Annotated in this window: 12 protein-coding genes and 1 pseudogene; 3 read left to right on the forward strand and 10 right to left on the reverse strand. The window is 39.4% G+C overall.

The features are described 5' to 3' along the window. Positions 1-131 precede the first annotated feature (131 nt). Both EXE29_RS12555 and EXE29_RS12560 read right to left on the reverse strand, forming a co-directional pair. Positions 132-971, reverse strand: coding sequence for a protein kinase domain-containing protein (locus EXE29_RS12555; RefSeq protein WP_162368833.1), 840 nt, complete (start codon positions 969-971; stop codon positions 132-134). Beyond that, positions 934-2,454: a DUF3336 domain-containing protein gene (locus EXE29_RS12560; protein ID WP_106986026.1), complete on the reverse strand. Its 1,521-nt coding sequence runs from the start codon at positions 2,452-2,454 to the stop codon at positions 934-936. The genes EXE29_RS12555 and EXE29_RS12560 overlap by 38 nt, the downstream gene beginning before the upstream one ends. A gap of 180 nt (positions 2,455-2,634) precedes the next feature. Between EXE29_RS12560 and EXE29_RS12565 the strand changes: the two genes are divergently transcribed. Further along, entirely contained in the window at positions 2,635-3,507 is an 873-nt protein-coding gene (locus tag EXE29_RS12565; RefSeq protein WP_106986027.1) for an ATP-binding protein, read from the forward strand. 171 nt (positions 3,508-3,678) lie between these two features. Here the strand turns inward: EXE29_RS12565 and EXE29_RS12570 are convergent, their stop codons facing one another. Together EXE29_RS12570 and tsaD are read right to left on the reverse strand one after the other, a co-directional pair. Then, entirely contained in the window at positions 3,679-5,202 is a 1,524-nt protein-coding gene (locus EXE29_RS12570; protein ID WP_106986028.1) for an esterase-like activity of phytase family protein, read from the reverse strand. Between the two features lie 498 nt (positions 5,203-5,700). After that, a complete protein-coding gene (tsaD, locus tag EXE29_RS12575) occupies positions 5,701-6,717 on the reverse strand; it encodes a tRNA (adenosine(37)-N6)-threonylcarbamoyltransferase complex transferase subunit TsaD (RefSeq protein ID WP_117007002.1) in 1,017 nt (338 codons plus the stop codon). A gap of 146 nt (positions 6,718-6,863) precedes the next feature. Between tsaD and rpsU the strand changes: the two genes are divergently transcribed. Both rpsU and EXE29_RS12585 read left to right on the forward strand, forming a co-directional pair. After that, entirely contained in the window at positions 6,864-7,079 is a 216-nt protein-coding gene (rpsU, locus tag EXE29_RS12580) for a 30S ribosomal protein S21 (protein ID WP_001136722.1), read from the forward strand. A 39-nt stretch (positions 7,080-7,118) separates the two neighbouring features. Then, positions 7,119-7,565 (forward strand): GatB/YqeY domain-containing protein, encoded by a 447-nt coding sequence (locus tag EXE29_RS12585; RefSeq protein ID WP_106986031.1) that lies wholly within the window; start codon positions 7,119-7,121, stop codon positions 7,563-7,565. A 185-nt stretch (positions 7,566-7,750) separates the two neighbouring features. On the opposite strand, the gene EXE29_RS12590 is transcribed toward EXE29_RS12585, so the two are convergent. From EXE29_RS12590 to EXE29_RS12615, 6 genes and pseudogenes are all read right to left on the reverse strand, one after another. Continuing rightward, the gene (locus tag EXE29_RS12590; RefSeq protein ID WP_120364283.1) at positions 7,751-8,113 is read right to left on the reverse strand and encodes a hypothetical protein; all 363 of its coding nucleotides are present in this window, start codon (positions 8,111-8,113) and stop codon (positions 7,751-7,753) included. Positions 8,114-8,178: 65 nt separating this feature from the next. Continuing rightward, positions 8,179-8,550 (reverse strand): annotated as a pseudogene (locus tag EXE29_RS12595) (GFA family protein). A gap of 38 nt (positions 8,551-8,588) precedes the next feature. Beyond that, positions 8,589-10,028, reverse strand: a complete 1,440-nt coding sequence (locus tag EXE29_RS12600) for a M48 family metalloprotease (RefSeq protein ID WP_410159312.1) — start codon at positions 10,026-10,028, stop codon at positions 8,589-8,591. Positions 10,029-10,110: 82 nt separating this feature from the next. Beyond that, entirely contained in the window at positions 10,111-11,079 is a 969-nt protein-coding gene (locus EXE29_RS12605) for a 2-hydroxyacid dehydrogenase (protein ID WP_120364284.1), read from the reverse strand. Further along, a complete protein-coding gene (locus EXE29_RS12610; RefSeq protein ID WP_120364285.1) occupies positions 11,076-11,741 on the reverse strand; it encodes a hypothetical protein in 666 nt (221 codons plus the stop codon). Before EXE29_RS12610 ends, EXE29_RS12605 begins: the two co-directional genes overlap by 4 nt. Before the next feature lie 175 nt (positions 11,742-11,916). After that, entirely contained in the window at positions 11,917-13,806 is a 1,890-nt protein-coding gene (locus EXE29_RS12615; protein WP_213072352.1) for a M48 family metalloprotease, read from the reverse strand. Between the last annotated feature and the right edge of the window lie 18 nt (positions 13,807-13,824).

Below are 13,824 nucleotides of genomic sequence, written 5' to 3' on the forward strand. Positions count from 1 at the left end.
GTCTACCAATTTCGCCACGTCCCCAATGGGTTTGTATACTATAGCGATCATCTGTGCATGACAAGCGCTTTTTATAAAAAACTCGCTCATTTGCTTAAATAAAAAACAAAAAATAGTAAGATGTGTTTTTATTATGCAATCTCAGTCATTAAGCACCTTTTTAATTGTGAAAAATCATGCATTCTTTGCGACTTATGCTTCGCCAACATAGCTTCAAGCAGTGGTAAATATCTTAAAAAATTCACAGGTAAATCAATTTTTAATCGTTGGCAGTGCAAATAAGCCCAATCTTCATAGTCTGTTGCCACTAACCGTTGGCCTGTTAGCCATTCATAAAAAATAATGCCCAATGCATATAGATCAGTTTGAATACTTTTCGCTTCTGCATGAAATAATTCGGGTGCCATATAGCGTGGCGTGGCATTGAGTGTATGGCTTTGTTGCTGTAAAGGCTGTGCCTGCTCAAGATCAATTAAACACACACGCTGTTGATACTGCATAAAATGCGTAGATTTTAAATCACCATGAATCCAACCACATTGATTCAACTGTTCCATTACACTAATAGCCTGCCACAAATGATGTTTCACTTGCTCTGGATGCAATAAATGAGGCTCTACCTCAAAAAATGCACTGGCTTCTGGCAAAATCAGTGCAGTATCAAAATATAAATCTGTCTTCGGAATGGTAATATTCGATAAAATCTGTACAGGCAAAATAAAATCAGCTTGCTGTTCTTGCAAAGAGCGATAACAGTTTAATTCTTGTTCAAAGCCTTGAAAGGCAAATGTAGCTCCTGTTTTTTGCTGTGCCTTTAACCAAAAGACATCATCATGAGCAATATCTTGTGTATTTAAGCGATACACATGCCGTCCATAAGACTGGCTACGTGGCTTCGCTTTAGATTCAAAATGATATTGCTCCAGCGCAAGGCTATTGAATCTTTTCAAGATCTGTAGATTTGGTCGCATCTGTAACGGCATGTTGATAATTTAAAAGCTCCAAGCAATGCTGAATGGTTTTACCTACCCTTGCATGTGTTTCAATTAAGGAAATTTTAGGCCATGTCGCCCGTTCACCTTCTTGTTGTAAGGTTTTAAATAAATATGGACGTGGGTTTTGTAGCATGTAGCTATAGTGACGCAAGCTGTATTTCCCCACAATATTAACATCGCCATAATAGCGCTGATCGACTACCCCATAACCATGATCAAGCAAACGTCGTACAGGCGGTACTTTATCTACACGTTCACGGGCAAAGTCCATTACCCCTTTTGCAATCACCTTCCCTTGACGGCGTACAATCCGTTCTGGCCAGCTAATAATATCTTTACGAAAGCGTGCAATATCATCCTGCATAAACGGCACAATATGTGGATTAACCTGACTGGCAATACTGTAGTTAATATTATATAGGCGCGCCATTTTCTCTTGTGGAAAATCACTGCGCACACTGCCATCCACCCACCGTGTAGAGGCCATATACGGCGTATATTCACCATCGTAACGCTTACTGGTTAAACGTACAGGTGGAAACAGCACAGGCACAGCACAAGAAGCCAACACTGCACTCCACACCAAAAGATCAGGTGAGGTATAGGCATTCATAATCCGTGCATCTTGCGAAGCATCATAGGGCGCCACAGCAATATTAATGTCTAAGCCTGAACGTTCTTTGGCTTCAGCAAAGGTTAAATTTCCCAAGTTTTCAATTAAGAAATTCTTGAGATATTTCACATCAGCCAAGCCTCCATTGCCCTTCAGCAAGTCTGAAATTTTGCGAAAGTGAAAAGCTTCGCTATAAAAATTTTGCCCTTTCAGAATTTCAGTAAATTCAGCTGGTTTTGACACACCCAACATGGCCGTCATAATTGCACCAGCACTCGAACCAGACAACACTTTTGGCATCAAATCTTGCGCCATGAGTGCCTTACATACGCCTGTGTGAAATAAACCTAATGTTGCCCCACCTGAAAACATCATGGCAGGTTGACCATAAGCAACTTGGCAATGCTTAAAGAAAGCTAATTTTTCCGCATTGCTTAAACAACTACAAGACTCAGAGGCAATAAACGCTAAACCTTGGCTCACTTCTTCAATATAGTCTTCAATAATTTTTTTGGTGCCAACATAAGCCACAGTAAATAATAAAGGATGCGCAATATTGGCTATGTCATAACTTAAGCCTTCACGCAAAATATACATCAAATCTTGCGTACGTTTTTGCTGACGATAACGTCTTAACATCGCCAAACGATGTGTAATAATTTCTGCATCAAAGTACGGTGAGCAATTGTCTAACTTCCATTCTTGGGCGCCCGATTCTTCATCTATTTTGAGCGCTATACTTTTCCATGCTTCATAGCTTTCAGCTGTTTCTAGCTGACGTTTTAACTTCTTAATACGGTATGCCTGATGCGGATTAATCTCACTGGTAAAGTCTTTAAACAGCATATCGCACCCTCATTACTTGAATTATTCTAACTATAGGTTGACCTATAGCTCACTGTTACAAACTTTTCACATGATTTCAATGGTCAAAGCTTTGCTTTGTTTGGCATTTATTGTCGAATTCCTATACATTGTTAAACTATACCGACTTCTATTCATCACTTATTAACTAGTTGAATATTCATGGCAACTCTTGATTTACCTGACAATATCCTCGCTTCCCTCTCTACAGTTCTTTTGCAACTACAACAAAGCTTACCAGAACTTAAACAAGCCCCTGACTTTTCTACGGCAGCCTACAAATGGCAAAACCACCAGCTCAAGCCTATTCAACAAGCGAAAAAAATCTATTTAGACGATTTAAAAGGCATTGAACGTCAAAAAGAAAAAGTCATTCAAAATACCTTACAGTTTTTAAATGGTCTCCCTGCCAATGATGTTTTGCTCACGGGCTCACGTGGTACAGGAAAATCCTCTATTGTTCGTGCACTTTTAACCGCCTATGAAGCGGACGGGTTACGTTTAATTGAAATTGAACGTGATGATTTATCTGAACTACCCGAAATTCAAAAAATTATCGCAGGCCGTCCTGAAAAATTTATTGTGTATTGTGATGATTTGGCGTTTAACGCTGAAGATGAAAATTACCGCAGCTTAAAAAGTGTGTTAGATGGTTCGCTTCAATCTGGCTCAAACAATTTTATTATTTATGCTACCAGTAATCGCCGTCATTTATTGCCTGAATTTATGCATGAAAATACACCTGTTATGAAAGCAGATGTCCCTCAGCATCATGAATTACATCCACAAGAAGCTGTAGAAGAGAAAATCTCGTTGTCTGACCGTTTTGGCATGTGGTTGTCATTTTACCCAATGGATCAAAATCTCTATTTAGAAATTGTGGAACATTACTTAGCAAAAGCCAATATGCCAATGACCGAGCTGGCACGTGCTGAATCTTTACGTTGGTGCCAAAGCCGTGGGCAACGCTCTGGACGTTCAGCTTATCAATTTTCGAAACATTGGATTGGTTCTCAGCAACTCAAAGCACTTTAATTACACCGCCAAAGCAAATCTAAAGCATAAAGCCATCAATCTTTGATGGCTTTATTCTATTCTTCAGTGATAACGACAGTAAAATAGCTGTTAAAACATATTTAAAGGTACATGCACTGGAGCAATATATAAAATACTATTAAAAAAAGCCTGTGACCTTACTCAAACTACTTATGGGACTGGCTTTAGGTCTAAACCGTCAATGATGTACAAGGTATTGCCATCAATCACACTTTTATTTTTATCTAAATATTTTTGCTCCAACACACCATTTGTCACCCACAGCGAAAAATCATCATCATTGATTAACCCCAAACGTTGCTGATCAATCAACCATAAGCCTTCCATTTTATCATGTGGAAATTTCACTTTCTCAATCATATCGAGCACCAGTGTTTTACTGGCTGGCAATATTCCCAAACCTTTTAATCCATCCCAACCTTTGGCCAATACATATTGCTCGAGGGTCAAACCATCAATACTCAACCCAAGTTTTGCATCCTGTTTGAATTGAGCTGTTTCAGTAACACTTTCTAATTCAGTTGCACTGCGTAAATCGATTTTATATACCCGTTTAAAAGCCTGAGTATTATCTTTATAAAAATCACCATCTCGTTCTAAAACCAAGAATGAAGTATTACTTAAGGCTGTAATGGCAGAGTTGGAATACGCCAATGCCCCACCTTCTTGTTTATACAGATACTGTTTCACTTTCTTTGTGGCCAAATCAATGGTCACAATACGTGTCAGATCTGATTTATTGACGGCAGAAGTGGGGTTATCCATCGTTGACTGCATAATTCCAACCAAGGTTTTACCATCTGGGGTGATGGTTAGCCCTTCCATGCCACGGTTTGGTCGACGATTCGCAAACTCTGCAGGCAACAAATACCCTCCCGTACGTCGACTATCTTGCTCAAAGGCGTTAATTCGATCGAGTTCAACCCCTTCCGCACTATAGTGAATAATATGTGGGCCATATTCATCACTGACCCAAAAAGTACCATCTTTGAGTGCGACTAAGCCTTCAGGGTCTAAGCCATATTCATCGCTTTGTTTGGCCAATAATTTGCCATAAATATCGTAAGCAGCTTCTTTAGTTGAACCAAAATTTGCATTGGGTAAACCTGAAATATTGCTCCCGTTACGGTCTTTCAACAAAATTTCCTTAAGCTTAGTGACTTTGCCATTTCCTTGTACTTCAAATAACCCAATACGAGGCACATAAGTAGGGTCTGGAAACATTTTTCCATTGTCTTTATTTAGGTTGTAATCGGCATTTGGGCCACGGTCGGTCAAAGCATAAAACTGATTTTTATTGCTTGGATGTGCCACCATATCTGAACCAAAACCACCACGTCGCACTTCTAAGTTATTGCCTGCTTTGGCACCATCGGCAATTCCTTTTAAATTGTCCATGACTTCATAATCAAGACGAATACCATTGGCAAAGACATTCTTGCTCAAACAAATCGTTTCAGTTTTTTCAACTTCATTGTCATCGAGTACAGCATTATTATTTTTATCTATACCGCTACGTTTTTCAGTTCCACCCAACCAACAAGTAGCATTTCCAAAAGTTAATGTCTGCTCAGACTGCACAACAGTGCTTGGCACATTTTCATCTTTAGAACTACCACATGCCGTTAAAAAAAGTGCCCCGCATATCGTTAAGCTCAAACTTGTCTGTTTCATTTTTTATTCTACATTCAATACATTAGGTGCAAAGAATAAGCATGGTAAATGTAGAATTCATGACAACCTGATGAAACTTTTTTGAATATTTAAGATCGAATATCCAAAAAATAACCTTAAAAATAAATTCGCTTGCACAACGCGTGATCACTATGTGCCAACTCAACTGAAATCATTATCGCTGAAAAAACATCTATTTAAGGCACGAAACTAAAAAATAAATAGGTTGCAAAAATGGCCAAATGCACAAAGCCTGGCAACAGGTATGGCCAATGACCATGCAGGATTATGCTGATTTATCATTTTTTGCTCTCTACTTTTCATTATTTGCAGGCATTGCTTATATAGCACGCATACATTTTTATATTTATTTTGAATATTTTAAGGACTAGCTTTATTCATATTGCCTTAAGTGATATGAATAAATAGATGTATTTTGTTATTTCCAAGCACAAAAAAAGAGGCACTTGGCCTCTTTTTGAACATTTGAACTGTCTATTAAAGTTCAGTAGGATTAGTTAACTCAGTCATCGGCCAGCGTGGTGTCGTCGTAACAGACAAACCATCATGCTGACCAGCTTTTAAACGCTGATAACCTGCAAAAGCAATCATTGCGCCATTATCTGTACACAATGCAGGTTCTGCATAATAAACCGATGCACGAATTTTGGCTAAATCTGCTTCTAAACGTTCACGTAAGCGTTTATTAGCACTCACACCACCCGCTATAACCAAACGTTTTAAACCTGTTTGTTTCAGCGCCTTCACGGATTTTTTTACTAAAGTATCTACAATTGCTTCTTGGAAACTTGCAGCAATATCCGCATCGCGGTTTTCATCGCCTATTTTTTTCATTTGTACCGATACGGCTGTTTTTAAGCCACTAAATGAAAATTCCAAACCTTGATGCAACATTGGACGTGGAAATGCAAACGCATTTGGATCGCCTTGCTCTGCCAATCTAGAAATATTTGGCCCACCTGGGTACGGCAAGCCCATCATTTTCGCGACTTTGTCAAACGCTTCGCCTGCCGCGTCATCAATGGATTCACCAAGTAACTCATATTGACCAATGCCGTATGCAGCCATTAGCTGTGAATGACCACCCGAAACCAATAGCGCTACAAATGGAAACTCTGGAGGTGTTTCTGACAACAATGGCGCCAACATGTGACCTTCCATGTGATGCACACCAATAGCAGGTTTATTTAAAGCGAAGGCTAAAGTACGACCAAATAGTGCACCTGTCATCAATGCACCCATTAAACCCGGACCACGGGTATATGCGATGGCATCAATTTCAGATTTTTTAATATCGCTGTCTGCAAGCAACTGCGTTAAAAGTGGAATTAACTTACGCACATGGTCACGCGAAGCCAGCTCTGGTACCACGCCGCCGTATTCTGCATGCAGTTTAATTTGGCTATATAAGACTTGCCCGCGTAAACCCAACTCGCTGTCATACAATGCGAGTCCTGTTTCATCACAAGATGTTTCTAAGCCTAAAACGATCATTAAACTGCCTATAACCTGTATCAATTCTATTGCGAAACCTATTATAGACTTGTGGTATGAGATGTAAATGAGTAAAATACTGACCTTCACTTGTGATCGAAGGCAATTCTGCCTAGATCTTATCCATAACTTAATGAGGATTCTTCATGCCACAAGTTAAATTGAAAGAAGGCGAACCAGTAGACGTAGCTATCCGTCGTTTCAAACGTTCATGCGAAAAAGCAGGTGTTCTTGCTGACGTTCGTAAACGCGAATTCTACGAAAAACCTACTCAAGAACGTAAACGTAAAAAAGCTGCTGCTGTTAAACGCTACCAAAAGAAATTGGCGCGTGAATCAGTACGTACGACTCGCCTTTACTAAGATTAATTTGTGATTGATTGACTAACCTGGACAAGATAAATGACTACTTTAAAAAACCAAATAACTGAAGTTTTAAAAGCAACTATGCGTGCTAAAGAAATGGATAAGTTAACGGTAATACGTAGTCTACAGGCAGCAATCAAGCAAATTGAAGTCGATGAGCGCAAAGAGCTTGACGATACTCAAGTTCTTGCGGTCATTGAAAAGCAAATAAAACAACGTAAAGAATCGATCAAAGCCTTTAGTGGCGCTGGTCGAGAAGATTTAGCTAGTAAGGAACAAGCCGAACTTGAGGTTTTATCTCAATTTCTACCAGAAGCTATGACTGAGGAAGAACTTGATTCCATTATTGCGCAAACAATAGCTGCGCAAGAAGCTACTAGCATGAAAGATATGGGTAAGGTGATGAACTCTCTGCGTCCGCTCATAGCCGGACGCGCCGATCCTTCTCAAGTTTCTGCAAAAATTAAAGCAAAACTTGCGTAATTTCCCAATCTGATTCTATTTCTTTACTGTTGAACTGTCTTTTAATTAAAAGCCAGTTCATAAGTAATTTATATTAAAATACGTCTATTTTAATATTCTGTAATAAAATAACTCTAAAAGAATTCTTCCCATCTTTTGCATACAACATGCCTAAATAAAACCAGTACAACCCTTCACCACAACATTTAATTTAAAGTACACTGCACATTATATTGCTTCAACATCTGCATTTCTTTAGCGCTTAATACCTGTTGATTTACATCTTGCTTGGTCAAATTTGCATACTTTGGATCTAAAGCTGAACGGTTTTTATCGGCAGCTGCATATAAGTCCTGAGCATATTGTGCAACAATGCCACAAAATTTTTCTTGCTGTGCCGCACTAAAGCCACGTTGCATTGGATCTAAAGTCACAAAAAAATTACGCGTATCCTTTTTATAATTCTCATTAATTTTTTCTACCGCCATGACATATTGCTCAACACTAGCAGCCTGAACTATAGAAAAACTACCAAGCACTACACAGGCCAAAGCTACAATTTTTTTCATGAAGTAGAATCTTTATCAAAATAATATTAAAAAAATATTGTAGCATCAAAGCAAAGGATATTCATTTATTCAGCAGTAACACATAAGAAATGCGGTTGATTTTCCGTATATGCAAATTCTATAGGTGCAGGAATATCGCCCTCTGTCACTGTGCCCAGTCTCAAACGCAAAATGTCAGGTAAATCCAAACGATAAGAATAAATTGGACTCGCACAATTCATACAAAATACCCGTGCTTTTTGGTGCGTATGAAAATATTCTTTGAGAAAATCTGCACCTTGAAGCAACTGGAAATTCTGTTTTGGGATCGGGCTATTCCATGCAAATACCGAACCCTGTGCCTGCCGACAATCCTGACAGAAACACAAAATACTCATCTCAATTTCTCGATGAACTTGATACTACACCGCACCACATAAACATTGCCCACGGATCATATCGACCTCTTTTTTAATTATAATTAGCCTTCTAATTGTTAAATTTTAAGCATTCTGGCTTTTTGCATTTCAGTTAAACGAACTTTGACCGTTGCCGCTAAAGATTTATTGTCTTTGGCTAAACGATGCGCATGAATGAGTGACTTAATTGCATTTTCTTCATAACCAGACCAAAACTCAACTTCTGCACGATAACGTAAAACATTTACCGCTTTATATCGATCCTCATTATTCACATTGGCAGAGTTTTGCATTAAACGCCAACCACTCAGATCACGCGTATTGGCACGTAAAAACCGCATCACAATTGCTTGTGCTTCCGATATCATATTTTGTCTAATCAATACTTCCGCATATTTATAATTTAAAGCTCGATTCTCTGGCATGATCACGGCGGCACTTTGAATCATCCGCTGTGCATCATCTAATTTATCTCGCCCCAAATACACATCCGTTTGTAGCAAGGTCATTAATACATGCGATTTTTTCTGCTTTTTGGCTGCATCTAAGGCCTGCTGTGCAAGCTTATAATCCCCTTGTTGAATTTGATAAGCTGCCATTGCCAACTGACCCGCGAATTTATTTTGGTTAACCGCAGTTTGCAACTGTTGTTCTGTCACTTGATGAGACAATACACGCGTGTACCACTTAATAATGTCGAATTCTTCATCCAGCAAATTCGGTTTAACCGCAGGCAATTGATTTGCACGAAGGCGTGCCTCGCTCATTCGCTCAGAAGTTAAAGGATGGGTAAACCAAAAATCTGGTAAAAAACTGACCCGCGAAGACGCGCGGTTCATCACTTCAAAAAAATCTGCCATGCTTTGCGGATTATAACCAGCAGCATACATATATTGCATGCCAATTCGATCAGCTTCGCGCTCCTGATTACGGCTATAGCTGAGTTGCTTATCCATAATGGCCGCCTGCGAACCCAGCATAACTGCCGTCCCGACATCACTATCTGCTTTAGACGCAACCAATGCACCCACCAGCAAACCCGCCAAAGTTAAGAAGCCCTGCCCCTTAAACGCTTCTTGCGAGCGACTATAATGGCGCTGGCTCACATGAGCAATCTCATGTGCCATTACACCAGCAACTTCATCCATATTTTTAGCTGCATTAATCAGACCCGCATTCATTGCAAATAACCCACCAGGCACTGCAAAAGCATTGATTTGCGGATCATTAATAACCAACAAACCAATAGGCTGGTTGAGTTTAGTCTGACTCAATAAGTGGGTAAAAGTACTTAATAAACGATCTTCCAGCCAAGGATTATGCATAACTGGCATTTGCTTATTCACTTCACGATAAACTTTTTCGCCAATTTCAGTTTCTTTTTGTTGGTCGAGTAAGCCAATACCGCCACCAATATCAGGTACAGACATCGCAGGTGCTGTATTAAATTCAACAGTCTGTGCTTGTACTGCCCATGGAAGGGTCATTAAACCGCACGCCAACAAAAAACGTTTCAAAATTGACCCCTCAAAAGCCCAGAAAGCAAAAGACTATAACATTGAAAATAGACTATTTTTCTGAGTAAGTGTTATAAAATTATTATTGGTATAACGGGTTTACAACATAAGTCGGCTGTCGACCTGCCAATGCTTCAAGCAAATTCTGATAGGCTAAATCAGCCATTCGCTTACGGGTGGCAGCCGTTGCTGACCCCACATGCGGTAAAGTCACCACATTATCCAGCTCAAATAACTCAGAGTGCTGCAAAGGTTCTTTGGCATATACATCCAAACCTGCTGCAAATATTTGACGATTTTTAAGTGCATGAATCAAGGCTTGCTCATCCACCACTGAACCCCGTGCAATATTCACCAGCACAGCATGTGACTGCATTAACTTAAGCTCCGCCTCACCAATTAAAGCCTGCGAGTCAGAATTCAAATCTACCGCCACCACCACAAAATCTGAACGTTTTAATAAGCTGTTTAAATCACAGTATGTAGCATTGAGTGCACTCGCACGTGACGGATTTTCACTGCGATTATGGTACAACACGTTCATATTAAAACCATGAAAGCCACGACGTGCAATTGCCTCACCAATATGCCCTAAACCAATAATACCTAATGTTTTCCCGTAGATATCAACACCAAATTGCGCTTCAGACACCGTCCGTTGCCATAAACCCTGCTTGGTCCATGCATCTAAAGAAGCTACTTTACGCGCAGCACTCATCAATAAAGTAAAAGCCAAATCTGCTGTGGTTTCTGTTAAAACATGTGGGGTATGTGCCAACCAAATTTGCTGTTGATTTAAATATGCCAAGTCATAATTATCATAGCCCACGCTGACACTCGAAATTACTTTTAGCTGTTTCGCTTGGCTTAAATTCGTGGCATTTAATATTCTTCCCGCCCCGATCATGCCATCCGCATCTCGCGTTGCTTCTATAATTTGCTGTTGAACATCGCCTAGCTTGGGTGATATTTGAACCACTTGAAATTGTTGTTGTAGTTGATAAAGAATGCTTTGATCGATTTGACTAAAAACAACAACTTTTTGCTTCATGATGATTCTAAGTCCTTGGGCTTACTTTGCATAAACTGCCATAAGCGTTTTTTTAATTTGGGTTCATCTAACATTTCTTGTAATGATGCCAGCTCAATACACTCAGAAGATTCCAAATAAGGAATTTTACCCAAGCACAGGATGCTTTTATGGCCTTCACGCATGCCATCGATAAAACCTTGCACGTACGAACTCGCACCACGACCATCTTGAAATTTAAGCCATGCAAAAGGCCATTGCAACATTAAAAACTCAGAAGCTAATGCACGTTGAATATTCGACCAGAGCAATTGCTGTTCTGCTGTTAAATTGGCAGCATCTGTGAGTACCACACAATGTGCCATATTTAATGCCTCAACCACAAAAGCATCAATTTTTAAGCTCGGGCGAACATCAATCTCTGGTTCAGGTGCCTGCTTGACAGGCTCAGCAACAACTACAGCTTCCTGCTGAGCAGGAACCAATACTGGACTAGGTGATATAACAACTGAAGAGCGTGCAACTAAATGAGGTACAATGATTTCGGATACCGTGTCCGAGATGATTTCTGCTGGTGCTTGATCACGCCAAAGTGTTGACTGATGTGGCTGACACACTTCAGCCTTGGGAATCCAAATATCTATTCCCAATGCAGCCAGTACGTCACGCTGATGCCCTATCATCTTTTCATCATCACCTATTTCAGGTTGGATATTCTAACGAGAATAAGCTCGCTTTGCTGAACTTTTTAAAATATTCGGCCTAATGATTGCGCAAGCACTTTGATAACAATCAGATTCGGATGCTCAGCCCTCTATTAAGTTATTCAATTCAACATCATGGCTAAATTTTTATTTTTTAAATAATCATTAAACTATTTTTCTTCTGCATCAACTCCACCACATCAGCTGACTCAAAACCTAAACGCCAATAGAGCAGCGCCAAAACATCCAATTCATCTTGGGTAATAATTCGGTCATTCCATAAACAAACTTCAGCAACCCCCAATATGCTGATGCGTTCACGTAATTGCAGACCCGAAATATCATTTAAAATTTCCGCCAAATCAATCGGCTCATCTGAAATTTCACTATATAACTCTAACTCAGTTTGGCTCAATATGCGTTTTAAAATTTTCTCTCGAACTTCAAGCTGGCTATCACTATTAATTTGCTGTACGTGCAATAATGCATCAATTAAACGCACAATGGACGGCTTGACCTCTTCCAAAGCCGTAGGTGTATGTACAGGCATCAAATTTAACTCAAATTTAACCCGCTCAATCAACAATGCATCGAGTAATCCAATTTCACCATCTTCTTGAATAATTCGTGCCAATTTCATTAAAAATTGACGTGATACTGTGGCTGGCATCCCCCCAATATTCTTACAAGCTTCATGGAATATCGCGATATGTACTCGGCCATCCAAGTTTAATAAAGCATCTACAATGGCACGACTCACTTCTGCTTCTGCTGGTATGAATTCACGATATTGACGAATCATCAAAATCGCCACCATCACTTCACGTGAACCTGTCGATGTTTGTAAAGCACGATCAATCAGTTCTGGGCGCTTCCAGTTATCACGAATTTCTGGGTTTAAAGGCTTAATTGCATCTTTTATGGCAAAACTAATGGGTGAAAGTCTTAATAAAGGCAAAGGCTGTGGCGAACTCCAAGGGATTGAAAAATCCACCATAGATTCTTCTAAAGATCGGAACAAATTAAATAAAGGCTGATTTTTCAGTTTTTTCAGGTTTTCCAACTGTAACTCATGAATAATGCCTGGGTTTAATTCAAAAATTCGTTGCCCTACACTAGGATGAATATTCATCCAGTTTTGTGGACTTAAAGCATTAGCAAAACACATGTGAGAAATAGATTCAGCATACTCACTATGAATTTGTGAACCCGAATGATGTACATAAATACGCATTAAGGTTTGAATATTGGCATCATTTTGAATTAAGCGTTTGGTTTTTTGGTCATTTTTATAAGTACGACCACCTAAAGTCATAAACTTAATTAAACGCGTAATGAGTACACCTAAACTACCAATTAACCAAATAATGGCACCCAAAGAAACAAACAGCGTTTCAAATTTATTTTCATGGATATAGCCATTACGATAAAAACCACGTTTGGCTAATTTACTACCCCACTGACTAAAAGTTGTCAGACTACTGTACAAAATTTTTAAGCGGGTATTTTCTGCCGCCTCACCAGACAAAATTTTATTAAATTCATGGCTTAATAAACCATAAAGCTCAACCTCATCTAAATTTTGCAGTGCTCCCCAAGTTAAAATAATGGCGGTATCTTTAGGGTAAAAACCTGCCGTTAAGGCATTTACACCCTCTTCACTTGGCAAGACATATAAAGCTGGAGTATCAATAAGAAAAATATCCGAAAGTTGCTCGGTAATTTTAAGCGCTATACTTTCTTCTGGCACACTCTCGACCAAACTTAAGCGCCTTGCACCCAATTGTTTGGCCAGTGAATAGCCTCCCGTTCTAAATATATAAAACTCATAGATCACTGAAAGCGCCATAATGGTCACTACCAGCGTAATAAGATAAGGACTTAACACATGCCAATAGATGGGCTGTCTATAATCGATATAAAACATTAAAAGACCAACAATGGCATTAATGATCACCACGGTCAGCAATACAGCAACCAAGCAAAACGTTGCTGGCCAAAACATATTTTTATTTTTTATAAATGCATAGCCCACTTTTCTCAATGCAAGTTCCTATCATTA

This window comes from Acinetobacter sp. WCHAc060006 (genome assembly GCF_004209135.1).
GTDB classification, from domain to species: domain Bacteria; phylum Pseudomonadota; class Gammaproteobacteria; order Pseudomonadales; family Moraxellaceae; genus Acinetobacter; species Acinetobacter cumulans.